This window comes from Chitinophaga solisilvae (assembly GCF_009928525.1).
In the GTDB taxonomy this organism is placed as follows: Bacteria; Bacteroidota; Bacteroidia; order Chitinophagales; family Chitinophagaceae; genus Chitinophaga; species Chitinophaga solisilvae.
The window spans coordinates 299,326-322,608 of record NZ_JAABOK010000007.1 but is presented as its reverse complement, the minus strand read 5'-3'; the positions used below and the strand labels follow the sequence as shown (position 1 = coordinate 322,608).

The 23,283-nt window shown below is 46.3% G+C and carries 22 protein-coding genes; 13 read left to right on the top strand and 9 right to left on the bottom strand.

Going from position 1 to position 23,283, the window contains the following annotated elements; genetic code table 11:
- The first annotated feature begins 203 nt into the window (after window positions 1-203).
- On the top strand, window positions 204-2,300 hold the full coding sequence (locus GWG06_RS16895) for a ComEC/Rec2 family competence protein (RefSeq protein WP_160714583.1): 2,097 nt from the start codon (window positions 204-206) through the stop codon (window positions 2,298-2,300).
- Window positions 2,301-2,422: 122 nt separating this feature from the next.
- On the opposite strand, the gene GWG06_RS16890 is transcribed toward GWG06_RS16895, so the two are convergent.
- Window positions 2,423-3,274: a hypothetical protein gene (locus tag GWG06_RS16890; protein WP_160714581.1), complete on the bottom strand. Its 852-nt coding sequence runs from the start codon at window positions 3,272-3,274 to the stop codon at window positions 2,423-2,425.
- A gap of 150 nt (window positions 3,275-3,424) precedes the next feature.
- Between GWG06_RS16890 and purH the strand changes: the two genes are divergently transcribed.
- The 3 genes from purH to GWG06_RS16875 all read left to right on the top strand — a co-directional run bounded on the left by purH (window position 3,425) and on the right by GWG06_RS16875 (window position 6,727).
- Entirely contained in the window at window positions 3,425-4,939 is a 1,515-nt protein-coding gene (purH, locus tag GWG06_RS16885) for a bifunctional phosphoribosylaminoimidazolecarboxamide formyltransferase/IMP cyclohydrolase (protein ID WP_127043743.1), read from the top strand.
- 167 nt (window positions 4,940-5,106) lie between these two features.
- Window positions 5,107-5,664 carry an RNA polymerase sigma factor gene (locus GWG06_RS16880; protein WP_127043742.1) on the top strand — a complete coding sequence of 186 codons (558 nt, stop codon included), beginning with the start codon at window positions 5,107-5,109 and terminating at the stop codon, window positions 5,662-5,664.
- Entirely contained in the window at window positions 5,657-6,727 is a 1,071-nt protein-coding gene (locus GWG06_RS16875; RefSeq protein WP_160714579.1) for an energy transducer TonB, read from the top strand. The genes GWG06_RS16880 and GWG06_RS16875 overlap by 8 nt, the downstream gene beginning before the upstream one ends.
- Here GWG06_RS16875 and GWG06_RS16870 read toward each other — a convergent pair.
- From GWG06_RS16870 to mutY, 6 genes are all read right to left on the bottom strand, one after another.
- Window positions 6,724-8,100, bottom strand: coding sequence for a LutB/LldF family L-lactate oxidation iron-sulfur protein (locus tag GWG06_RS16870; protein WP_160714577.1), 1,377 nt, complete (start codon window positions 8,098-8,100; stop codon window positions 6,724-6,726). The two genes, GWG06_RS16875 and GWG06_RS16870, sit on opposite strands and share 4 nt — an antisense overlap.
- Window positions 8,101-8,155: 55 nt before the next feature.
- Entirely contained in the window at window positions 8,156-8,752 is a 597-nt protein-coding gene (locus tag GWG06_RS16865; protein ID WP_235938390.1) for a DUF3109 family protein, read from the bottom strand.
- Between the two features lie 48 nt (window positions 8,753-8,800).
- Window positions 8,801-9,400: a gliding motility lipoprotein GldD gene (gene gldD, locus GWG06_RS16860; protein WP_127043739.1), complete on the bottom strand. Its 600-nt coding sequence runs from the start codon at window positions 9,398-9,400 to the stop codon at window positions 8,801-8,803.
- 25 nt (window positions 9,401-9,425) lie between these two features.
- A complete protein-coding gene (gldE, locus tag GWG06_RS16855; protein WP_160714575.1) occupies window positions 9,426-10,700 on the bottom strand; it encodes a gliding motility-associated protein GldE in 1,275 nt (424 codons plus the stop codon).
- A gap of 205 nt (window positions 10,701-10,905) precedes the next feature.
- Complete coding sequence (locus GWG06_RS16850) at window positions 10,906-11,367, bottom strand: single-stranded DNA-binding protein (RefSeq protein WP_127043737.1); 462 nt, start codon at window positions 11,365-11,367, stop codon at window positions 10,906-10,908.
- A 197-nt stretch (window positions 11,368-11,564) separates the two neighbouring features.
- A complete protein-coding gene (gene mutY, locus GWG06_RS16845; RefSeq protein ID WP_160714573.1) occupies window positions 11,565-12,638 on the bottom strand; it encodes an A/G-specific adenine glycosylase in 1,074 nt (357 codons plus the stop codon).
- Window positions 12,639-12,857: 219 nt separating this feature from the next.
- Here mutY and GWG06_RS16840 point away from each other — a divergent pair, with 219 nt between their 5' ends.
- From GWG06_RS16840 to GWG06_RS16830, 3 genes are all read left to right on the top strand, one after another.
- Window positions 12,858-13,145 carry an HU family DNA-binding protein gene (locus GWG06_RS16840; RefSeq protein WP_073084475.1) on the top strand — a complete coding sequence of 96 codons (288 nt, stop codon included), beginning with the start codon at window positions 12,858-12,860 and terminating at the stop codon, window positions 13,143-13,145.
- A 24-nt stretch (window positions 13,146-13,169) separates the two neighbouring features.
- The gene (locus GWG06_RS16835) at window positions 13,170-14,012 is read left to right on the top strand and encodes a tetratricopeptide repeat protein (RefSeq protein WP_127044020.1); all 843 of its coding nucleotides are present in this window, start codon (window positions 13,170-13,172) and stop codon (window positions 14,010-14,012) included.
- 452 nt (window positions 14,013-14,464) lie between these two features.
- A complete protein-coding gene (locus tag GWG06_RS16830) occupies window positions 14,465-16,015 on the top strand; it encodes an Rne/Rng family ribonuclease (RefSeq protein WP_127044019.1) in 1,551 nt (516 codons plus the stop codon).
- Between the two features lie 109 nt (window positions 16,016-16,124).
- On the opposite strand, the gene GWG06_RS16825 is transcribed toward GWG06_RS16830, so the two are convergent.
- Window positions 16,125-16,454 carry a cupin domain-containing protein gene (locus tag GWG06_RS16825; RefSeq protein ID WP_127044018.1) on the bottom strand — a complete coding sequence of 110 codons (330 nt, stop codon included), beginning with the start codon at window positions 16,452-16,454 and terminating at the stop codon, window positions 16,125-16,127.
- A 163-nt stretch (window positions 16,455-16,617) separates the two neighbouring features.
- Between GWG06_RS16825 and GWG06_RS16820 the strand changes: the two genes are divergently transcribed.
- Window positions 16,618-18,291 carry a L,D-transpeptidase family protein gene (locus GWG06_RS16820; protein WP_160714571.1) on the top strand — a complete coding sequence of 558 codons (1,674 nt, stop codon included), beginning with the start codon at window positions 16,618-16,620 and terminating at the stop codon, window positions 18,289-18,291.
- A gap of 116 nt (window positions 18,292-18,407) precedes the next feature.
- Here GWG06_RS16820 and GWG06_RS16815 read toward each other — a convergent pair whose 3' ends face one another.
- Window positions 18,408-18,788, bottom strand: a complete 381-nt coding sequence (locus tag GWG06_RS16815; protein WP_127044016.1) for a RidA family protein — start codon at window positions 18,786-18,788, stop codon at window positions 18,408-18,410.
- Window positions 18,789-18,963: 175 nt separating this feature from the next.
- Here GWG06_RS16815 and GWG06_RS16810 point away from each other — a divergent pair, with 175 nt between their 5' ends.
- The 5 genes from GWG06_RS16810 (at window position 18,964) to GWG06_RS16790 (ending at window position 23,268) form a co-directional block, all read left to right on the top strand.
- Window positions 18,964-19,626 carry a 3-hydroxyacyl-CoA dehydrogenase family protein gene (locus GWG06_RS16810; RefSeq protein ID WP_127044015.1) on the top strand — a complete coding sequence of 221 codons (663 nt, stop codon included), beginning with the start codon at window positions 18,964-18,966 and terminating at the stop codon, window positions 19,624-19,626.
- 7 nt (window positions 19,627-19,633) lie between these two features.
- On the top strand, window positions 19,634-20,311 hold the full coding sequence (gene tsaB, locus GWG06_RS16805) for a tRNA (adenosine(37)-N6)-threonylcarbamoyltransferase complex dimerization subunit type 1 TsaB (RefSeq protein WP_158631661.1): 678 nt from the start codon (window positions 19,634-19,636) through the stop codon (window positions 20,309-20,311).
- A 214-nt stretch (window positions 20,312-20,525) separates the two neighbouring features.
- Window positions 20,526-20,885 carry an ArsR/SmtB family transcription factor gene (locus tag GWG06_RS16800; protein WP_073084462.1) on the top strand — a complete coding sequence of 120 codons (360 nt, stop codon included), beginning with the start codon at window positions 20,526-20,528 and terminating at the stop codon, window positions 20,883-20,885.
- Between the two features lie 142 nt (window positions 20,886-21,027).
- Window positions 21,028-22,431, top strand: coding sequence for an MBL fold metallo-hydrolase (locus tag GWG06_RS16795; RefSeq protein WP_160714569.1), 1,404 nt, complete (start codon window positions 21,028-21,030; stop codon window positions 22,429-22,431).
- Between the two features lie 354 nt (window positions 22,432-22,785).
- Window positions 22,786-23,268 carry a BON domain-containing protein gene (locus tag GWG06_RS16790; RefSeq protein WP_158631410.1) on the top strand — a complete coding sequence of 161 codons (483 nt, stop codon included), beginning with the start codon at window positions 22,786-22,788 and terminating at the stop codon, window positions 23,266-23,268.
- Window positions 23,269-23,283: the final 15 nt, after the last annotated feature.

Genomic DNA, 23,283 nt, shown 5'->3' with positions numbered 1-23,283 from the left:
ATCAATAACAGATATGATAATATTTAATATTAAATATATTGATTTTTAAATATTTATATAATCGCGGAAAAAGTTGCTAAATCGGTTTGTTAACATCCGGGGTAGAAGTTTTCATGTCATCATATCTTTATATCATATGCGTTACAGAGGGCAAAAAACTTGCATGTAAATCGGTAATTTTATTGGTATAAAAGTTAACCCCCATGCAGTTTGAATCGTCCATGTTTGTGAACGCGCCCTGGAAGCGCGTGCCCTTTGTTCGTCTGATAGTACCGCTGGTAGCGGGAATTACAGCACAGTTATTTATTCCGGTTTCATTGTACTGGCTGTTGCTCATGATAGTAATGGCTGCAGCAGGACTGTGGATGTTCCGGCGATTGCCGCTGCAGTATCGCTACAGTGCAGGGTTTGCGCCCGGTGTACTTCTCTTTGTTTTATTGTACAGCGCTGGTGCTGTTCGTGTTTATACCGGAGACATTCGTCACCGTAAAGGGTATTTTGCGAATGTAGCAGATAGCTCCGCCTGTCTGTTGGTACAGATTGCCGAACCCTTGCAGGAAAAGACACGCAGCCGGAAAACGGTGCTGTCGGTCATCGCTGTTTGCCACGGTAAAAAAACAGTACCTGCAAAAGGCCGCATTTTAGCCTTTTTTAGCCGTGATAGTTCGTCAGCACTCCTACGTTACGGCGATCGCCTGCTGATCGCTAAAATGCCCGTTACAATCCGCAGCAGCGGCAATCCTGGTACATTCGATTACAAGGCCTGGTGTGCAGCGCAGCAGATCTGCCACCAATGGTACCTGCAGCCTGCAGATTACCGGTTGTTACCGGAAAAGGACCGGTCCATACTTACCGGCGCTTTACTGCAGGCAAAGGATTATTGTCTGCATACCCTGAAAAAATATACCGGCGAAGGCCCGGAAGCAGGGATGGCAGAGGCGCTGCTGATCGGATACCGGCAGGATCTTGACAAAGATCTGGTGCAAAGCTACAGCAACACCGGTATTGTGCATGTTATTGCTATATCAGGAATGCACCTGGCACTACTGTACGGCACCCTGTTATGGCTGCTGCGATGGCTGCCGCAGCGCCGGCTGGCAGATGCCGGCAGGGCAGCGGTGGTCATCACAATATTATGGGCCTTTGCGTTGCTTACCGGCGCTTCCGCTTCTGTACTGCGTTCTGCGGTAATGTTTACAGGTATAACTATCGGCCGGTTTGTGCTGCAACGCCCGGCAGTGACCTATAACACCCTTGCCGCTTCCGCCTTTCTGTTATTGTGGTATGACCCGTGGATGGTTACAGATGCGGGTTTCCAGCTGTCTTACCTGGCTGTGCTGAGTATATTGTTATTTTACCAGCCGTTATTCCGGTTGCTTTACTTTCCGCAGAAATGGCTGGAGTATATCTGGCAGATGATTGCTGTATCGCTTGCTGCACAGGTGCTTACGCTGCCGGTTAGCATCTGGTATTTTCACCAGTTCCCGAATTATTTTTTACCGGCTAACCTTATTGCGGTACCGTTATCTACTGTTGTTATTTACGGAGAGATAGTACTATTGCTGGTTTCGCCGTTTCCTCCACTGGCGGTATGGACAGGCACAGCTATCAGATATCTCATCATGTATATGAACGCATGTGTGCACTGGCTGGGAACATTGCCGTATGCACTGATTAAAAACATGCACCTGAGTCTGGCGCAGACCTGCTGGCTGTATCTGCTGATAGCCGGTCTGGCACTGTGGTGGCTGGCCCGCTGGAAACCCGGCCTCTGGCTGGCCGTTATCAGCTGCTGGTGTAGTATAGCATTGCAAGCCTGGTGGGAAATCGATTGCCGCCGTCAGCGGATGCTGATCATATATAACGTTACCGGCTATACGGCAATAGATTGTGTGGACGGAAAACGGGTGCAGTTTGCAGGTCAGGATACCATCTTTACGCTTGCTGCCGGTCAGGCTATAGCCGCCGGCCGCCTGCATTTCGGTTTACAGCCCGGTACAGTAGGCAACTTTGCCCGATACGGCAATTATATCCGTTTCGCCGGCCGGCAGCTGGTTATCATCGACCGCGCTTTACCAGGTGGTATGGCGGAAAAGAAATTCCGGACAGATTACCTGCTGTTGAATAATAATCCGCAGGTCACCATAGCCGCTGTCATGGCATATTATGACTGCCGCCAGGTCATTATCGGCGCCGCCAATTCAATAAAGCGCACTGCGCAATGGAAAGAGGAATGCAGCAAAGCCGGTATTGCATGTCATATAATGACGGAACAGGGCGCATTCATGAAACAGCTGTGAGTAAATATTTAGGAATTTTGTGATTTTGTAATTTTGAGATTTTAAATGCAGCGGAAGTATATGCGAAGCTCTCCGCTGCATTTAAAATCTCAAAATTACAAAATCACAAAATCCCTAAATATTTACCTGCGTTGTTCCAGCGCTGTGATCTTCTTCTTCATTTCAATCATGTGCAGGGTCATTTCTTCCAGTTTCTGTAATAGTTTCCGGTTCATTTCACCGAGATCCACACCTTCTCTGGCAACTTCATCTGTAGTAGGTATTTCCGGCAGATGTTTGTTTTGTCTGATGAATTCGGCTGTTTGCTCCAGGGACATCAGCGGGTAATTGTCCTGGAAAACATAATCAGGCCAGGAGGCAGCCTGTGTAACCTTTACCCTGCGGGCAGCAATGGTGCCATCCACTGCCAGCCTGCTGGAGCCTTTGGCTGCGGTGCCGATTCCAAGTCCGGCTGAATCCCATACACTTCCGCCGGGGAGCAGCACTTTATCCGTAAACCGGTTCTGATAATAGAGCCGGAATTTTTTTGCCGAAGCAGGTGATATTGGCTCGTCAACAACAGTCCAGCCCTGGTAATTAGCGGCATAATCCAACATCCCTTTGGCAAAGGCCCTTACCGCAAAGCGCTGGTAATAGTCCTTCCCCTCCAGCATAATCACCACCTTGCCGTTTTCCTCCGCGATGTATATGGGAGGGGTAAAAGAGCCGAAAGATGAAGCATTGGAAAGTACCAGCGTATCCTGGTTGATATAAAAAGTCATCACAATGCCGATAGGCTCTCCGGTGCCCAGGTTATACCCCTCAATAATAATGGTCGGCAAATGCGTACCGTTCGCAAAATTGAGATTGGTTTTAATTTTGGCGCCATACGCTGCATACTTTGTGGTATGATAGGTGACAATGTCAGCATAGCTTTGGGCTTTCAGGAGAACGGGCAGCAACAAACAAAGAAGAAATACAATATACTTTTTCATGGTACAGGATTTAAAATAAGGGCGGAAATTATGCCATTTTTGCTGCAACCCGGACAGAAGAATGGAAAAATGATTGTTACGTGTTAACTTTGCGCTTCTTTCGGTTCCGGACCAGGGGCCCATGTTAATAATATCTAATGTTTTCCATCCATGCAAAAGCAAATTAAATCAGCGCTGATCTCCGTTTTCTATAAAGATAACCTGGAGAACATTGTTAAAAAGTTAGGTGAACAGGGTGTTACCATCTATTCAACAGGCGGTACACAGAAATTTATTGAAGAGCAGGGCGTATCCTGCGTAGCCGTGGAAGATCTCACTGCTTATCCTTCCATTCTGGGCGGCCGTGTTAAAACACTGCACCCGAAAGTATTCGGTGGTATCCTGGCTCGCCGTGAGAACCCGCAGGACCTGGAGCAGCTGAAGCAATACGAAATTCCGGAGATTGACCTGGTGATTGTAGACCTGTACCCGTTTGAGGAAACAGTAAAAACAGCCACGGAAGAACAGGCTATCATTGAAAAGATAGATATCGGCGGCGTTTCCCTGATCCGTGCTGCCGGCAAGAACTTCAAAGATGTGGTAATTGTTGCTTCCAAAGATCAGTATGCAGATCTGGAAAAGGTATTAACAGAAAACAATGGCGGCACCACCTTACAGGACCGCAGGAACTTTGCTGCCAAAGCATTTGAAGTATGCGCTCATTACGATGTGGCTATCTCCCAGTATTTCCTGAACAACGAACCCGGCGATTATTTCCAGGTGTCCGTTCGGGAGGGTCAGGTGAACCGTTATGGTGAAAACCCGCACCAGCGTGGCGTTTTCTACGGTAATCTGAATGAAGTCTTCAATAAACTGCATGGTAAGGAACTTTCTTTCAACAACCTGGTAGACGTAGATGCTGCCTGCCAGCTCATCCAGGAGTTTACAGAAACCACTTTCGCCGTTATCAAACATACCAACGTATGTGGTATTGCCTCCCGCCCAACCCTGAAAGAAGCCTGGGAAGCGGCACTGGCCGGCGATAAGGAAAGCGCTTTCGGCGGAGTACTGGTTTGTAACAAAACCATAGATAAAACCACTGCTGAATCCATCAACGAGATTTTCTTTGAAATACTGATAGCTCCCGGTTTCGATGCAGATGCACTCAGCGTACTGCAAACCAAAAAGAACCGTATCCTGCTGGAACAGAAACAGCCGGTAAAGAGCAAATACATGTTTAAAAATGTACTGAACGGCGTATTGCTGCAGGACAGCGATAATGGCAGCTACAAAGAATGGAACGATGCCGGCGCCCGCCCCGCTTCCGCCAGCGAAAAGGCTGATCTGGAATTTGCCAACATTGTTTGCAAACACCTGAAATCAAACGCTATTGCTCTCGTAAAAGATAAACAACTGGTAGGAAAAGGTTGTGGCCAGACTTCCCGTATCGACGCCCTGCGCCACGCCATTGAAAAAGCAGGCCAGTTCAGCTTCGATCTGAAAGGCGCTGTAATGGCTTCTGATGCCTTCTTCCCGTTCGACGACTGCGTACGCATCGCCAACGAACAAGGCATCAAGGCGGTGATCCAGCCAGGTGGCTCCATGCGCGATAACGACTCCATCGAATTCTGCAAACAGCACGACATGGCGATGGTAATGACCGGCATGAGACACTTCAGACACTAATGCATGTAGTTATTTGATTATTTGAGATTTGGTTATTTAAAATGCAGCGGAGACATACGAAAAGGTCTCCGCTGCATTTTAAATAACCAAATCTCAAATGATTAAATAATCAAATTCCGTAAATTCCCCTGTAAATTAGACTATTGGTGCCCTTTCTTCAGCAAAATATGATGCAGGATGCAGCAGATGCAGAACTGATCCGGGAGTATAAAACCTCCGGCAGTCTGGATGTGCTGGCCGCCCTGTACCAGCGTTATATGAACCTGGTATATGGGGTATGCCTTAAATATTTTGATGAAGATGCCAGTAAAGATGCGGTGATGCAGATCTTCGAGGAGCTGATAGGCAAGCTGAAGCTGCATGAGGTCCAGAATTTCAAAAGCTGGCTGCACGTATTGGCCCGCAATCACTGCCTGATGAAGCTGAGGGCAATGAAAAACAAGGAGGGACGGCAAATTTCGGTAGATGAATACCCCATTATGGAAAATGGGGAAACGGCGCATCATGACAACGGAATTTCGCTGGAAGATAACCTCCGGTCCATGGAAAAATGCATGGAAACCTTACCGGAAGAGCAAAAGCGCAGTGTAGACCTGTTCTACCTGCAGGAAAAGAGCTACCGGGAAGTATGTGTTATCACCGGGTACGACATGAATAAGGTAAAGAGCTATATACAGAATGGTAAGCGTAACCTGAAAATATGTATGGAAAAACAACATGCCTGACAAGGAATCACATAACAAACCAGTGGTAAGCGCCGAATTAATCCGCCAGTATCTGGCCGGAGAACTCGACGACAAGGCCATGCATGACCTGGAACGCCAGGCCCTGGATGACCCGTTCCTGGCTGATGCGCTGGATGGCTATGCTATGCATACACCTGATCAGCACCATCACCTGGATGACCTTACCGCACGCCTGACGGAAAGAATAGCTCCGCGCAGGTCCAGGGTGCGTACCATGTATTACCGTTGGGCCGCCGCCGCTGCCATCCTGTTATTATTATTTACCGGTGGCTGGTTTCTGGTGAGAGAAGAGGCTGATCGTAAGCCTATTGCCGCCGTTACCCAGCCGGCAGTGCCTGCGGAAGCACCGGCGCTCCGGGAATCAACGCATATCTCAGATACAGGGAAAACGTCCGCAACGGCAGATAATCCCGCTGCCTTAATGGATACGGATGCTGCCCCTGTAACCTTAGCCGCTGCAGATAAACATAAAAAAGGGAATGCCGTTGCCCGGAAATCCGCTGAAGAGATATCCATGAGCAGCATGTCAAAAGAAGATGCCGAAACGGTTGCGATGAAAGATATGAAGGCTCCGGCCGTCACTGCTGCGCCTGCCGCTGCTCCGGCTGCTGTTGCCAAAGAAATGGCTTACGGTTACGTGAAACCATTGCCGGATACTGATACCCATGTGAATGCAATGCTTTCCAGAAAAGTTGCCGGAACCGAAATATCAGCTGTCAACGTTCAGGAAAGCAGGATGAGGGCGCGCAAGGGAACAGCACCTGAACCAATGCCTGTAGCAGGGTGGGAGACTTACCAGCATTATCTCGCAAAGCATACAAAAAATCCGGATAACCAGTTTGAAGGAATAGTACGTATATCCTTTACCGTTAATGCAGACAGTACACTGCATGATTTTAAAGTCATCAAAGGCTTAAACCCGGCCTGTGATGCAGAAGCGATCCGTGTGGTGAAGGAAGGGCCGGCGTGGAAACCCGCTCCTGACGGCAAACCTGCGATCATAGAGCTGCAGGTGGAGTTCGTAAAAAAGAAGGAAGATTAGCCTTTACGCTCTTTCCACAACTGATTGAATGACTTGGGAGCAAAAACCGGCAGTTCGCGGTTGTCTCCCCAGCTTTTCGCGAAGAACTTGCGCAGCAGGAAGTTTTTCATTTTTCCACTGGCCATATTCATCATCTTACGGCTGTTACAGCCCTGTTTCCAGACAAACCACGCAAATTTTTCACCACCGGAAGTGTGATGTTCTTCCACCGCTTTCTGCCGGTTGTGCAGTAACAATTCGTGCAGATTAATACGCACCGGGCATACTTCCGTACAGTTACCACAGAGGGAAGAAGCGAAGCTGAGGTGCATCCAGGAGTCCATACCTTTCAGGTGCGGTGTGATGACTGAGCCTATAGGGCCGCTGTAGGTGGTGGCATAACTGTGGCCGCCGATATTCTTATATACGGGACATGCGTTCAGGCAGGAGCCGCAACGGATGCAGTAAAGACTTTCGCGGGCTGCGGTGTCCTTCAGGATGTTGGTACGGCCGTTATCCATCAGGATAACATACATTTCGTCAGGACCGTCTACTTCACCTTCCTGGCGGGGACCGCTGAAGATAGAGTTATAGGCAGTTACCTGCTGACCGGTACCATAGGTCGCCAGCAGGGGCCAGAACAGTGCCAGATCAGACACGGAAGGCAGTACTTTTTCAATACCTACCAGTACAATATGTGTTTTCGGAAAAGCAGTGGTGAGGCGGGCATTGCCCTCATTTTCAGTGACGGCAACGGAGCCGGTGTCTGCAATGATGAAATTGGCGCCGGTAATACCTATCTCTGCATCCAGGTATTTCTGTCTTAATTTCTCTCTTGCCACCAGGGTCAGTTGCTCCGGTGTAAGATTGGGGTCTGTGCCTAATTTCTCTGCGAACAGGCGGGCTACATCTTCCTTGCTTTTGTGCATGGCCGGTGTAACAATATGGTAGGGCGGTTCGCCGTCCAGCTGCTGTATATATTCCCCGAGGTCAGTTTCCACGCATTCAATACCGTTGTCGGCGAGGAAAGCATTGAGGTGTACTTCTTCAGTGGCCATGGACTTACTTTTCACAATGCTTTTGCATTGTTTGGCTTTACAGATGGCCAGTATTTCCTGTTGCACCTGTTCTGCTGTTTCCGCCCAGATCACTTTGCCGCCGCGGCGGCTGAAGTTCATTTCAAATTCTTCCAGGTGATTATCGAGGTGCTCAATAGCTCTCCACTTGATATTCTTGGCTCTTTCACGTGCAATCGGAAGGTCCGCAAACTGTTGTTTGCCGGCCTTCACAGCGGTATTATATTTACCGATGTTGAAGTTTATAGTCTGACGATGACCAAGATCCGATGCTTTCTTTTCGCTTTCTTCCAGGAAAGCGGAGGCAGTTTGATGCATAAGCAAACGATAATTCCTTTATTAAAGATAGCTAATCACCTGTTGATAGCTATAGTTATTTGTACTGTTTAGTAGCTATTTTATCCAACACCTCATAAAATTCCGTGCCGTATTTTCTGATCAGCGCATCTTTGAGGAAGCGGTAAACAGGGACGCGCAGGGATTTTCCGTTTTTACAGGCTGGTTTGCATATATCCCAGCGATCGTAGTTAACTGCTTCAAAGCTCTCGTATTTGGTAACTCTGATCGGGTACAGATGACAGGAGATGGGTTTTTTGAAGTCAATGACGCCGTCTTTCCAGGCTTTTTCTATGCCGCAACCAACGATACCATGATCGTCGATGGTTGCGTAGGCACAGATGCCTTTGTTAACGATGGGTGTGACATAGCCATATTCAGCGTCGGTGGTGTTGGTGCCGGTTTTCTCGATTTCCTCGATTCCTTCGGGGCGCAGGTAAGACTTAATCTGCGGATAAATCTTCTTCAGGGTTTTGATTTCAGTTTTATCCAGCGGGGCGCCGCAGTCGCCTGCAACACAGCAGGCGCCTTTGCAGGCTGACAGATTGCATACAAACTGCTCTTCAATTACTTCGTCACTTATGTATTTATCGTCAATGATGATCATCGGGTATTGGTCTTTGGTTTGCGGCATTCACCCCGCAAACGCGTTATCATACCCCAAAGTTACGGGATTGGCAGCTTATCTCCAGCGGAGGGTTTCCACCAGGTGCCACATATCTTTTTCGAGGAACTGATTTACAGGAGCCAGGGAGTCTGCCTGGGGGGGCGCGTTGAAGTACAGGGCGCCTCTCAGGAAGTGGCTGGTGGAGTCTGTAGCAAAGAATTGCTTGGCGGAAGCCGCGTTACCGCCTACTTCATAGAAGGTGCCGGTAACATGGTTCGGCGTATGGATTTTATTTTCGTCTATATATTCAGCCTTGTAGGTATGCTTATAGGTCATTTTGAAGGCATCGTCCACCAGTTTCTGAAAACTGTTCTGGGGTCCTATTATTTTATAGCTCAGGTAGATTTTACCATTGAGGGTAGGGAAGTCGATGTTGATCCAGTAAGGATTTTCGGGCTTTTCTCCGAAGAAGGAAGTGTCTTTAACGATATTGGCGTACACCGGGTATTCGAAGGTATACGGGTATCCGGGCATATCGAATACGCGGTATTTTTTTTCCGGGAATTTCACCAGGAAGAAACCACGGGGTTTCGGTGTAGGTGTATTTTCACAGGCAGCTAGTATACAAATCAGCAGGGAAAAAAGGGCTATAGCCTTTCCTTTTAAGTATGGCATTGTTCTGATCACATTTAGGATTGGCTTATGCCTGTTCGCTGGCATCGGGCCGGATGGTTACCTGTACTTTCTGTATACGCATTTTGGTGACTTCCAGTACAGTGAAATCAAAGTTGCTGTAATTGATAACGCTGTTTTCTTCCGGAAATTTTCCTGCCAGTTCAAGTATGAGGCCGCCGAGGGAGTCACTTTCTCCTTTTACGGTTTCAAATGTTTCTGCTGGTATGTTCATGATGCGGCAAACATCGTTCAGCATGGTTTTGCCTTCGAACACGTAGGTGAAGTTATCTAATTTGCTGTAGTTGAATTCTTCCTCGTCAAATTCATCTTTGATATCGCCGATCACTTCTTCCATAATATCTTCCAGGGTAACGATACCGGAGGTTCCGCCGAATTCGTCTACCACTACGGCGAAGTGCATGCGGCGGCTCTGGAATTCGGAGAGGAGATCTTCGATGAGTTTATGACCGTGTACAAAGAATGGTTGCCGCATTACTTCGTGCCAGTCAAAGTCCGCGCCTTTATCCAGGTGCGGCAGCAGGTCTTTGGTATGTATTACACCTACGATATTATCGAGGTTGCCTTTATAAACGGGCAGGCGGGAATAGTGAAGGTCAGCCACCTGCTTAATAACTTCGGTGAATGACTGGTCGTATTCCATGCCATTTACATCCAGGCGGCCGCGCATAATCTGTTTTACGGTGATGTTACCGAATTTGATAATGCCTTTGAGGATATTTTTCTCTTCCTGGGAAGCGGTGGGGTCCACGCTCATTTCGATGGCCTCATCTATTTCCTGGAAGTTAACCGGGCCGCTGCCGCGGTTAAAAAGTTTGGATTCTATGCTGCTGCTGAGGCCCACAAAAAAATCGCTGACAGGTTCCAGGGTAGCGTGAATAAGGCTCACGAACCAGGCGAAGTAGGTGGCGAAGCGGATGTTGTTCTGGGCGGCCCATACGCGTGGTAATATCTGTCCGAAGAACAGAAGTATCAGGCAGATGAGCGAGATACGGACTACAAAGGAGAGGACTGGCAGGGTCTGCAGGTCTTCCATTTGTGTTACCAGGTAGTTGGTAATCATGATAAAGGCTATCATGAGTATGATACCGGCCGTCTGCAGGGAAGCCAGGAGTGATTTAGGCTTTTCCAGCAGTTTGGTAATAAGTTTGCCGGAAGTGTTCTGTCTTGTTTTAAGCACATTCAGGTCCTTATAATTTAAGGAAAAGAAGGCTACTTCTGCTCCGGAAACGATGAAGGTAAGCAGCAGTAAAACAAAAATAACAAGTAGGAATACAACCATATTTGGTGTAGCGATGGGTGCATTCACTTGTAACAAACAGGAAAAGTTGCTTGCCGAGAGGATCTCCAAGATGTTGAACTTTGATGTAATAAATCAAAAATAAAGAAAAACGTAATTCCCTGAATTACTTTTCCATGCACGCAAATATAAGTAATGTCCCATTATGGGATTACGTACCTGTAAAACTTAATATTTTTATATGCGGTTAGAACGGCAGGTCGTCTGCGGGTTCATTCAGCGAAGGGGGAATTTCCATGTTATTGGCGAAATTTTCACCTGCTGAAGATCCGGAACTGCTATGGTGAGGTATGGGGTGATCGGAATTATTGAGGTCCATGCGCTTGTCCAGCATTACCAGGTTATCTCCTACAACTTCTGTGGCAAATTTTTTATTGCCTTCCTTATCTTCCCAGCTGCGGGTACGTAAACGTCCTTCAATGTAAACCAGGCTGCCTTTGTGCAGGTATTTCTGCGCCAGTTCCGCCAGTCCGCGCCAGAGCACCACCGTGTGCCATTCTGTTTGTGAAATAAGTTTGCCGGCCCGGTCCTTGAATGTTTCGGTGGTTGCCAGTGAAAATTTAGCCACCGCAATATTTCCTTCCAGGAACTGAACGTCCGGGTCTCTGCCTAAATTGCCTATCAGGATTACTTTATTAACACCTCTCATAGTTGTAGGTTTTTTTAGTCTATTGTTAAAAAGTTCTTCTTTTATAAATAAACAACCTTCTTAAAGTTAATATTTTTTTCCAATCGATAGTGAAAAATTTCTTGCTGGGAGCCGATTAAGCTCATTCAGAAGCAGATGTTATAACATCTTGCTAGTTTGTCCGTTAATGTATATAAAAAACTTTTATGCATCTTTTGTCAGAATAATTGCAAATGACGCTGCTGTAAAAAGGCGGTGATGGTTTTCGGGAAGGCATAATTATTCAGCGAGGCGGCGGGTACTGCCATATAATCTGTTGCCGGCAGCGGTTGTTTTACAGACAGGCTGATGAACTGGCTGAAAATGGTCTGATGCGTGAGCTGCTGTTTACCGGGTTTGCCGACACCTTCAAATTCAAACCGGGTGTTTCCGAAAATCTGCCTGAAGCCGTCTGTCTGTTGCAGGGCCTCAAAATCCAGCGGGGTGCTGGTTTCCAGGAGAATGAATTCATGCAGGTTCTGCCATATATCGCTTGCCGTTCTTTTACGGATATAGATGTTATCCTTATAATGAACGATGAAATAATTGAAGTATCTCTTTTTTATCTGCAGTTTTTTTGATTTTACTGGTAGTACGGATATCAGTTGCTGTTGGCGGGCCGCACATTTTTTATTGAGGGGGCATTCGTTGCAGAGTGGTTGCTGGGGTTTACAGACAACTGCGCCGAAGTCCATAATGCTCTGGTTATAGGCGGCAGACTGGTCATGGGGGAGCAGTTCCTGGGCGAGGTCGCCGAATTCCTTTTTGCCCGCGGTGCTGTCTATCGGTGTTTCTATGCCGAAGAAGCGTGACAGTACGCGGTAAACGTTTCCGTCCAGTACGGCGTAGGGGAGGTTGAAGGCAAAGGAGGCAATGGCTGCAGCGGTGTAGGGGCCTATACCTTTGAGGGCTTTGATCTGATCGTACTGTGCAGGAAACTTACCTTGATAGGTATCTGCAATTTCCCGGGCGGCGGCGAGCATATTTTTACAGCGGGCGTAATAGCCGAGTCCCTGCCATAATCTGAACACTTCTTCTTCCGGTGCGGCGGCCAGTTTTTTAGCGTCGGGATAGTTTTTTATAAAGTTCTGATAGTATGGCAGCCCTTGCTCCACGCGGGTTTGCTGGAGAATGATTTCGGATAGCCATATCCGGTAGGGATCTTTTTCACCTTTCCACGGCATGGAGCGGGTATTGGTCTCACGGTTCCATTCCAGTAATTTTTCCGTAAAAAAAAGTCGGGAATTGGTCATTTATATATTATTTTAATAAAATTATTTAGTAAATTGATATGGTAAAAGCTGTCCAAAAAACCCTATAGGTACATCAGATACCCATTTCCGGGCCTGCAAATAAATATAAATTATAACCAATACAGGTATAAGAAAAATTAATAAAATTTATTTGCCTAAAATTCAGCAATTAAAAATTTTAAATTAACTTTGAGAGTAAAGTAATCCTCTCGCTTTTATATGAGAAAAGCTGATTTAATTAACAACATTGCTGAAAAAACCGGCATCCCCAAAGTAGATGTTTTAGTCACACTAGAAGCCATGTTCAAAGAGGTGAAAGAAGCCCTGGCTAATGGTGAGCATATTTACATCCGTGGGTTTGGCAGTTTTATCACAAAGAAAAGAGCCGCCAAAATTGGCCGGAACATCAAGAAGAACGTAGCTGTGGAGATCCCGGAGCACTTCATCCCTGCATTCAAACCTTCGAAAGAATTTGTTGCTGAGGTAAAGAAGCTCAAAAGTTCTTAATTTTGCAGCCTAATTTATTAGGCGATGCAAAAAACACAAGTTCTCCTGGTTAGTGGTGCTGTAGCACTATTGGTGGTATTATATGCCTTTGGCCGAACTGTACCCCGGTCAGATAAGCAAGCTATGTCAACTGCCGCGCCTATGCAGGGCGGACAGGGCGTAGAGCCTATTGCCTTTTCGGAACTGCTGGAAACAGCAAAAGCAAAGATTCCTGCTGACAAACTGTTACAGATCAACACTATCGAAACCAATGTGGTACGTGGTGACGTAAAAGCCCAACAAATAGCTGCGTACAAACAACTATACTCTACCTGGGACAGTCTCAATCAGCTGCCCGTGGCGGCCTATTATCTCGGAGAAGCCGCTAAGTTGGAAAATTCCGAAAAAAGCCTCACCTTTGCAGCCAATTTGTTTTTAGCCCATTTGCAACATGCGCCAGATCCGCGCATTGCCAAATGGGAAGCCGACCAGGCTATCAGCCTGTTTGACCTGGCTATAAAAATAAATCCGGCTAACGATACATTGAAAATATCACAGGCTATGGTGTACATGAACACCGGTGAGCCCATGACAGGTGTCGCCAAGCTGAGAGATGTAGTGGCTAAGAATCCTGATAATATTGACGCACAGGTAACACTGGCTAACCTGGCTATCACTTCCGGGCAATATGACAAGGCTATAGAAAGACTGGAAGGAGTGATGAAGAAGCATCCTGAAAATGCGAAGGTACTTTTTGTACTGGCAGAATCATACAGGAGCAAGGGAGATAAAAAGAAAGCAATTGAACTGTTTGAAAAAAGCAAACAATTCATGACCGATCCGGAACTGAAGAAAGAAGTAGACAGCTACATAAAAAGTATTCAATAATATTTATTTTTCAATCATTTAAAAACGTTTAAGCGTATGCCTTGCGGTAAGAAAAGAAAAAGACATAAAATTGCCACTCACAAGCGTAAAAAAAGACTGAGAAAGAACCGGCATAAAAGTAAGAAGAAATAATTACTCCAGTTTCCCGCCATTTATACTAATCAGGTATCCCGGCGCGGTGATCGGATAAAAATTTTCATATATCCTGCATGATTCTGGCAATTATCTTAAATTGCCGGAATCATGCAGGTTGTTTCCATAGATCCCGCATTTGATTGACTCTCCGGAGATACCCTGCAGTGATCGCTGAACCCTTAAGCAATCCATCATCACATCGGTGAAGAATATGCTAACTTTATAGTGAGCTATTGTTTGGTATGCAGTAAGCTGTTCTTACATAGCTGTGCGCATAGCATAAAAGGTGAAGTTTTAAAGGTTAAAATTTTGGACGCTTGAATAAGGAACTTATTATAAATGCGGCTCCCACAGGAGTGGAAATTGCGTTACTGGAAGATAAAAAGTTAGTTGAGTTACACCACGAAAGTGGAAACCCAAACTTCGCAGTAGGCGATTTGTACCTGGGCAAGGTAAAAAAGCTGATTCCCGGCTTGAATGCTGCCTTTGTGGACGTAGGCTTCGAGAAAGATGCCTTTTTACATTATACGGATCTTTCCCCTTATATCCGTTCTATTCTTAAATTTACTGCAACCGCCATCAGCGATAAAACCCCTGAAGGCTTCGATTTCACTAAATTTAAAAATGAACCGGAAATAGTAAAGACCGGCAAAATTACGGATGTGCTGGGTGGTAAACCCAATATCCTCGTACAGATTCTGAAAGAACCCATTTCTTCCAAAGGCCCGCGCCTGAGTTGCGAAATTTCTCTTCCCGGAAGATTCATAGTGTTAACTCCCTTTAATGATATTGTAGCGGTTTCTAAAAAGATCCACTCTTCCGAAGAAAGAAAAAGACTGCAGAAAATTGTGGAAGCCATCAAAGCTCCCAACTTCGGCGTTATCGTACGCACCGCGGCAGAAGGAAAGAAAACGGCAGAACTGCACGAAGATCTTACCACCCTCGTTCAGACCTGGAAAAATATCCAGGCCAACCTCAGCGGCGCCCAGGCTCCGCAGAAAATCCTGAGCGAGCAGACAAAAACCACCAGTATCCTCCGGGATCTGCTGAACGAGAGCTTCAACAGAATAGTTATCAACGATAAAAATATCTATACTGATACCAAGACGTACATCCAGAAGATTGCGCCTGAAAAGCAGGATATCGTTAACTATTACAACAACGGCTCTCCCATATTCGATAACTATGGCATCACCCGCCAGGTAAAGGCTTCATTCGGTAAAACCGTGAACCTCGACAGCGGCGTATACCTCATCATCGAGGCTACTGAAGCCCTCCATGTTATCGATGTGAACAGCGGATACAAAAGCTCCAGCAACAACCAGGAACAGAACGCACTTGCCTCCAACCTGGAAGCAGCCGCTGAAATAGCACGCCAGCTCCGCCTGCGAGACCTCGGTGGTATCATTATCATCGACTTCATTGATATGAAGCTGCCTGAAAATAAAAAGACAGTCTTCGAAGCAATGGAGAAATTCATGTCCCAGGACAGAGCCAAACATACCATCCTCCCGATATCCAAATTCGGGCTGATGCAAATCACCCGCCAGCGGGTGAAACCTGAAATAACCATATCCGTAGCGGAAGATTGCCCCGCCTGCAAAGGAACCGGCAAAATAGGCGCATCCATGCTTATTCTGGAAGATATTGAGAAAAATCTCCAGTACCTCCTGAATCACCAGCACAAAGGATTAACCATCTGCGTACACCCGATACTGCACGCATACCTTACCAAAGGATTCCTGACATCCAAACAATGGAAATGGTACTTCCAATACAAAAAATGGATAAAACTCAAAGCCGACTCAAACTACCATCTTACTGAATACAGGTTCTTCGATGCGAATGACGAAGAGATTAAATTATAGGTAATTTCAAATTACGAATGAGGAATTACGAATGAAAAGCGAAGACCGAAGCAAATATCCGCTTCGGTCTTCGCTTTTTCATTCGCAATTCCTCATTCGCAATTCGTAATTATTTATACAGGTAGTCTTCGCGCACCGGACAAAAACTATCTATAATCTGTACGTCTGTAATGGCTTTGCCGCCGTGGACGGTGTTAGGAGGGATGACCAGGGTATCGCCGGGATGCAGGAGATGCCTGATACCGTCCAGCTCCATTTCAAAGGTGCCAGAAACAATGTAGGTGATCTGCTCATGCGGATGCTGGTGCATCGGCGAGATGGAGTCCGCCGTTATTTCCCAGAAGGCCAGCGTACTTCTTTCGCCATGCACGAAACGGCCGAAATGTCCGGCTACGGTATTTCTTACAGGAATATCCTGGAGTGCCACGGGTGTATTCATCAGATTTCGTTTATTTACCAAGTTAGCCAAATAGAAATAGTTTTAATAATCATGATGCTAAGTGCATATATTTCATACATTTATGCCTGAAATGCAGTTTAATCCCACTGTATATTGTCATGTTTGTTTTCGGTTTTTCAAACTCATTTACATCCATTCACTTATGACTATACGTTATTCTTCCCTGATTGTGCTGGCCCTGATGATATTTGCTGCCTGCCAGCAGCAGAGCGGCGCCCGCAAAAAAAATAAAGCAAGGGATACCACCCACTACACCAAAGAGGAATACATTGAACAGGCGCTAGACAGTAATGCACTGAACACCTTCCTCGCCACCAATCATAACTTTGACGCCTACGACGATTATATCCGTAACTTCTACCGGAAGCGTGATTTCCACTACGCCTGGGTTAATAAAGACGGACTAACGGAGCAGGCCGGCAACTTCATCAATATGATGAAAAATGATGCGGCCTACGGTATTAAAGACAGCAGCCTGATGACCCCCGACCTGCAGCGGCTCACAGATACCCTGCTGGTAAGCGACGTGGGCCTGAAACGCGGCGATACCGCCATTCCACGCATTGAAATGCTGCTCACCGCACAATTCTTTGCCTACGGAAACAAAGTATGGGGCGGACTTACCGCCGATTCTGCCAAAGACCTGGAATGGTTCATCCCCCGGAAAAAGATAGATATGGAAAGCCTCCTGGACTCCATGGTGAAGAAATCAAATGCTTTCCAGGAAGAAGAACCGGTAAACAGACAATACAAACTGCTGCGGAATGAACTGAAAAAGCTGGCGGAACTCGAAGCTGCTGCGAAATGGGACTCCCTCCGTATTCCGGCTAAGAGTACCTTCAAAAAAGGCGATTCGGCAGCTGTTATCGGTGATATCAAACACCGGCTGGAGCTCATGGGCGATATGCCTGGTGGCGACAGCAGCGTACGTTTTACCAATGTAATGGATACGGCTGTACGAAATTTCCAGGCCCGTATGGGACTTAAAGAAGACGGTATCATCCGGCAAAGCGTACTGGATGCCATGAATACACCTATACAGCAGCGTATCCGCCAGGTGCTGGTGAATATGGAGCGACTACGCTGGGTGCCCGTAGATCCGGGCCCCAACTACATCCTGGTCAATATTCCCGCCTTTATGATGTATGTATATGAGAACGGAAAACTCAACTGGAGCTGTAATGTGGTGGTAGGAAAGCCCGGCGCCAATACCGTTATCTTCAGTAAAGACCTGCGTTATATTGTGTTCAGTCCGTACTGGAATGTTCCTCCGGGTATCCTCGCCAAAGAAGTGCTGCCCGGAATCAAACGGGGTGGCAACAGCTATCTGGCCAGACAAAATATGGAAATAGTGGGCGCCAGCGGTAAGGTTATCTCCCCCGGCGCTATCAATCTCAGTAAGTATTCCGGCGGAAACTTCCCCTATGTGGTGCGGCAGCGCCCCGGCGGCAGAAACTCACTGGGCAAGGTCAAATTCCTGTTCCCCAACGAATACAACATTTACCTGCACGATACGCCCGCCCGCTACCTGTTCGGAGAAAACAAACGCTCTTTCAGCCATGGCTGTATCCGCGTAGCAGAGCCTAAGCGCCTGGCTCAATGGCTGCTGCGCGCAGATTCCGGCTGGACTGATAAAAAAATTGATGAAGCCATGAACGCCGGCAAAGAAAAATATCTTACCATCAAAGAAAAAATACCTGTATTCATCGGCTATTTCACCGCCTTCGTTGACAGCAAAGGCAGACTGAATTTCAGAGACGATGTGTATGGACATGATGGAAGGTTGGCGGCGACGTTATTTGGTTCCAGTAAATAATTACGAATTACGAATTACGAATGAGGAGCGAAGACATGAGCGGATAAAGAATTTACTTCTTTGCTTATGTCTTCGCTCCTCATTCGTAATTCGCAATTCGTAATTCGCAATTGCAATTATTTAATTGCTATCACCGAGATCTCCACATTAACGCCTTTGGGCAAAGCGGCTACCTGTACGGTTTCGCGGGCGGGGTAGTTGCTGCTGAAGTAGCTGCCGTAAACTTCATTTACCTGGGGGAAGGTACCCATGTCGGTAAGGAAGATGGTAGATTTAACCACATCGCTGAAGTTCAGGCCTGCTTCCTGCAGGATGGCCTCCAGGTTTTTCATGACCATATGGGCTTCATCTACGATACCGGATTTCACCAGTTCGCCGGTGGCAGGGTTTAAGGGTATCTGGCCGGATACATAGAGGGTGTTACCAGCTTTAACAGCCTGGTTATAGGGCCCGATAGGAGCGGGCGCATTATTGGTATTAATGATTTGCTTTTCCATAAAACAAACCTAAAAAACTATTTGCTCATTTGAGATTTTTTCATGTGAGATTTGACACCAATTCTGGTTGTTCCTGTGCCTGTAAGTACAAAAGTATACCCTGACAGGTGTCAAATCTCACATGAAAAAATCTCAAATGAGCAAATAGTTTTTTAGGTTTGCGGAAATTTAGCGCATGAATATCCTGGTAATAGCAGATGCACAGCGGTATGAAGAATTGCAGCAAAGGGACCTTTCCAGGCATACGGTTCAATGGAAGACCAGTCTGGAAGAGGTTTTGTCGGTCAAGGCGTTTGACCTGGTAATAGATCTCATATTTGATGACAGGCCGGAGCATGCGGCAGTTTATGCAAAGAGTCCGGGTATTCCGGTGCTGGCAGGGATGGTGAAAACGTCGTTGTCTGAAGTCATGAACCAGTATGCCTTTGAGCAGGGATTTAATATGACAGGCTGTAATTTCTTACCTGGATTTATAGCTTTGCCGGTGGTGGAAGTATCGGTGATGGACGAAGGGCAGCGGGAGACGCTGGCAGATATTATGTATCAGCTGAACTGGGAATATACGCTGGTGGCCGATGCCATAGGTATGGTAACGCCAAGGGTGATCTGTATGATTATTAATGAGGCTTATCTTACAGCGGAGGAAGGAACGGCTTCCCGTGCGGATATAGACACTTCTATGCGGTTGGGTACCAACTATCCGTTCGGGCCTTTTGAATGGTGTGAAAGGATAGGCGTGAAGCATGTGTATGAAGTATTGAAGGCAGTGCATGATATTACGGGCGACGACCGTTATGAAGTGGCTGCATTATTGCAAACAGAATACGAGGCGATATAGAAAATTAATGGCACTAATACTGAATATAGATACGGCAACTACTACCGGCTCCGTGAGTCTGGCGCGCGACGGGCGTGCCTTGCGGACGAAGGTAAACGAGCATCAGCAGGATCATGCCGCTACCATGATATTGTTTGTAAAGCAATTACTGGAAGAGGAGGGGCTGACAGCAGCGGATGTAGATGCTGTGGCAGTGAGTGCCGGTCCCGGATCCTATACTGGTTTACGTGTAGGCGTGGCCACTGCAAAAGGCTTGTGTTATGCCTGGAAGAAGCCGCTGATAGCGGTTTCCACGTTGCAGATGATGGCGCAGGGAATGAAAAGCGTGTTGCAGGACGAAGCAGCATGGTACTGCCCTATGCTGGATGCACGCAGGCAGGAAGTATTTACCGCCATTTATGATGCAGGTTTAAATGCTGTGTTACAGCCGCAGGCGCTTGTTTTATCGCCGGATACATTCAGTGCGGAACTGGCGCAGCAGAAGATATATTTTTTCGGTGATGGCAGCCCTAAGTGGGAGCAGCTGTTGCCTGCCCATGAGCATGCAGTTTTTAAGGAATATGTGATGAATGCTGCAGATATGACCCCTTTATCTGAGCAGTTTTACCGCGAAAAAGCGTTTGCTGACCTGGCTTATTTCAGCCCATTTTACCTGAAAAGCTTCTTTTTTCCACAAAAACCCTAACACTTTCGTTTTATTTGTCATAATATTGTCAAATTACATCTAATTTGCACATATCCTCCGGTTATATATGATAAAATAAGGTATGGAAATTTTTTTTATTGTGACAAATATTATATTTTTGTATAAATCGATAAACCGCATTTGTTGTCTAACTGTTTTGCGATTACTGTCCGTTGATCCCTTTCATTTCATCATTTTTTAAAACTATTATGCGATGGAAAAAACATTATTAACTACCTCTTCTAATACTCTTATTATTTCTAGAGGTAACAATGAAAAAGACCAGATCAAATTGGATTACATTGCCGTTAAAAAAGCCGCTATGGTTTTGCGTGCTATCAACCATAAGCTGCGCCAGCAAATGATAAAGCTGCTGGAAGATCATAAGAAAATGACTGTGACAGAGATTTATGTGAAACTGCGTCTTGAACAATCGGTAGCATCGCAGCACCTCGCCATATTAAGGCGTGCCGGCATTGTAATAACCGAAAGAGATGGTAAGTTCATCCATTACACCATCAACAAGCAGCGTATTGCTGAGGTGGCGAAATTTGTGGAAGAACTGGTCGGTTAAGAATTAATTTAACCGTTTAAATACGGAATTGAATTATATAAAAAAGTAGCCATGCGGCTACTTTTTTATTTTGGTATAGATTTTATCCATAAGCAGGAGAGAAGAGAATTAGTAAATTTGTGAAAATCGAAAATCAACAACCATGTTCGTTAAACAATTATACACCAATTGCCTGTCAGAAGCTGCTTACTTTATTGAGTCAGACGGGGTGGCTGCCGTTATTGATCCGCTGCGTGATATAGATGTATATCTGGAGCTGGCACAGGAACGTAATGCTACCATTAAGTATATTTTTGAAACTCATTTCCATGCGGACTTTGTATCGGGTCATCTGGAACTGGCGAAAGCCACCGGCGCGCAGATTATTTTCGGCCCCGATGCTGAAACCGGTTTTGATGCCTATGTAGCCAAAGATAATGAGGAGTTTGCCATCGGCCAGCTGGCATTACAGGTTTTACATACGCCTGGCCATACGCTGGAATCTTCCTGCTACCTGCTGAAAGATGAGAACAAAGCGCCATATGCTGTATTTACCGGCGACACGCTGTTTGTAGGTGATGTGGGCCGCCCTGATCTTTTCAGTGGTAATCTTACCAAGGAAGAACTGGCAGGATACCTCTATGATTCACTGAATAACCGCATCAAAACACTGCCTGACAACGTCATCGTTTATCCTGCACACGGTCCGGGATCAGCCTGTGGTAAGAACCTCGGTCCTAATACCTACAGCACTATCGGTGATGAAAAGAGCAGCAACTACGCACTGCTGGCAACTGATAAAGATAAGTTCATTGAAGAAGTAACAAGCGGATTAACCACGCCTCCTTCTTACTTCCCTATCAATGCTAAAATAAACAAGGAAGGGTACGATGCGCTGCAAGCTGTTATGGACAAGGCATTACAGCCATTGTCTCCGGCTGCGTTCAAAGAAAAAGGTAAATTCGGTGCATTGATGCTGGATACACGCCCTGCTCCTGAATTCGGAGAAGGCTTTGTACCTGGCTCCATCAGCATCGGGCTGGAAGGCCGCTTCGCCGAATGGGCCGGCAGCCTGTTACCCTTTGATCAGGAAATTATCCTGGTAACACCTGCAGGCAAGGAAGAAGAAACCATCGTAAGAATGGCGCGCGTAGGCTTCGAAAATGTAACCGGTTACCTCGAAGGCGGATACCCTGCCTGGGTTGCAGCCGGCGAAGAACGCGATATGATCATCACCGTAGAACCTGATGAACTGGCCATGGATCTGCCACATGATAACAACCTCGTTATAGTAGATGTACGCAAACCGGTAGAATATGCTGACGGTCACATCAAAGGCGCCATGAGCCTTCCTCTCGGCGATATGATGGATCCGGGCAACCTCGCCGATTTCGACGAACACCTCAACCTCTACGTTCACTGCCAGGGCGGCTACCGCAGCATCATCGCCTGCTCCATCCTGAAACGCGAAGGCATCCATAACCTCCGCAACGTAGACGGCGGCTTCAATAAAATGAAGAACGAAAAAGGACTGGAAGTAGTGCAGGAGAAAAACGTGTTAAACTAGCGAATTACGAATTACGAATTGCGAATTACGAATGAAAAGCGAAGACCGAAGCGATCATACTATCAGTATCCGCTTCGGTCTTCGCTTTTCATTCGTAATTCGCAATTCGTAATTCGTAATTCATGATATATGGCTTATTTTATATGTAGCCTCTTATTTTAATGTGTTTGTAACTCCTGCGGTCGTTTCCAATTGCTTTGTGGCTGCACTTTAATCTCAGTTTCTGCTTTCTCTCTGAAGGGAATTAATGTTGTAACATGTTTTTGTTTCTTGTTGATTAACAATTAGTTAAACAAGAAAAAGTTTTCCGTTCGCTGGTTATTCGTTAACTTCTTCCACTAAAATTGTTTAGCCATGAATAGAAAATCCTTAGCATTCGCCCTGTTAATGATGATGGGCGTATTCATCTTTGCCTGTAAGCCCTCGGACAGCAAGCTACAGAAAGCTGTAAATGAAAAACTGAGCGCTATTCCAGGTATTACGGCAGATGTGAAAGGCGGCGTAGTAACCCTTAACGGAGAAGTGGCCGACGAAGCAGCCAAATCAGCAGCGGAAGAAGCTGCCAAAGCGGTTTCCGGAATTAAATCCGTAAACAACAACATCACCGTGAAAGTACCGGAAGTAGCAGCTCCTGTAGTCATCAACCCCGATGATGTGCTCAAGAAAACACTGGACTCCGCTTATGCTGCTGCAGGGTTTTCAACGGTACAGGTAAGCATTGCCAACGGAGAAGTAACCCTGAACGGAGAAGCTAAAAAAAGCGATCTGCGTAAAATTATCCAGACAGCACAGGAAGCAAGACCCAAGAAAGTAAACAACAACCTCAAATTGAAATAACCCTTTAAAATTACT

Coding starts and splice junctions, on each gene's coding strand:
- GWG06_RS16895 (WP_160714583.1), top strand. CDS start 204: ATGCAGTTTGAATCGTCCATGTTTGTGAACGCGCCCTGGAAGCGCGTG.
- GWG06_RS16890 (WP_160714581.1), bottom strand. CDS start 3,274: ATGAAAAAGTATATTGTATTTCTTCTTTGTTTGTTGCTGCCCGTTCTC.
- purH (WP_127043743.1), top strand. CDS start 3,425: ATGCAAAAGCAAATTAAATCAGCGCTGATCTCCGTTTTCTATAAAGAT.
- GWG06_RS16880 (WP_127043742.1), top strand. CDS start 5,107: ATGATGCAGGATGCAGCAGATGCAGAACTGATCCGGGAGTATAAAACC.
- GWG06_RS16875 (WP_160714579.1), top strand. CDS start 5,657: ATGCCTGACAAGGAATCACATAACAAACCAGTGGTAAGCGCCGAATTA.
- GWG06_RS16870 (WP_160714577.1), bottom strand. CDS start 8,100: ATGCATCAAACTGCCTCCGCTTTCCTGGAAGAAAGCGAAAAGAAAGCA.
- GWG06_RS16865 (WP_235938390.1), bottom strand. CDS start 8,752: ATGCCGCAAACCAAAGACCAATACCCGATGATCATCATTGACGATAAA.
- gldD (WP_127043739.1), bottom strand. CDS start 9,400: ATGCCATACTTAAAAGGAAAGGCTATAGCCCTTTTTTCCCTGCTGATT.
- gldE (WP_160714575.1), bottom strand. CDS start 10,700: ATGGTTGTATTCCTACTTGTTATTTTTGTTTTACTGCTGCTTACCTTC.
- GWG06_RS16850 (WP_127043737.1), bottom strand. CDS start 11,367: ATGAGAGGTGTTAATAAAGTAATCCTGATAGGCAATTTAGGCAGAGAC.
- mutY (WP_160714573.1), bottom strand. CDS start 12,638: ATGACCAATTCCCGACTTTTTTTTACGGAAAAATTACTGGAATGGAAC.
- GWG06_RS16840 (WP_073084475.1), top strand. CDS start 12,858: ATGAGAAAAGCTGATTTAATTAACAACATTGCTGAAAAAACCGGCATC.
- GWG06_RS16835 (WP_127044020.1), top strand. CDS start 13,170: ATGCAAAAAACACAAGTTCTCCTGGTTAGTGGTGCTGTAGCACTATTG.
- GWG06_RS16825 (WP_127044018.1), bottom strand. CDS start 16,454: ATGAATACACCCGTGGCACTCCAGGATATTCCTGTAAGAAATACCGTA.
- GWG06_RS16820 (WP_160714571.1), top strand. CDS start 16,618: ATGACTATACGTTATTCTTCCCTGATTGTGCTGGCCCTGATGATATTT.
- GWG06_RS16815 (WP_127044016.1), bottom strand. CDS start 18,788: ATGGAAAAGCAAATCATTAATACCAATAATGCGCCCGCTCCTATCGGG.
- GWG06_RS16810 (WP_127044015.1), top strand. CDS start 18,964: ATGAATATCCTGGTAATAGCAGATGCACAGCGGTATGAAGAATTGCAG.
- tsaB (WP_158631661.1), top strand. CDS start 19,634: ATGGCACTAATACTGAATATAGATACGGCAACTACTACCGGCTCCGTG.
- GWG06_RS16800 (WP_073084462.1), top strand. CDS start 20,526: ATGGAAAAAACATTATTAACTACCTCTTCTAATACTCTTATTATTTCT.
- GWG06_RS16795 (WP_160714569.1), top strand. CDS start 21,028: ATGTTCGTTAAACAATTATACACCAATTGCCTGTCAGAAGCTGCTTAC.
- GWG06_RS16790 (WP_158631410.1), top strand. CDS start 22,786: ATGAATAGAAAATCCTTAGCATTCGCCCTGTTAATGATGATGGGCGTA.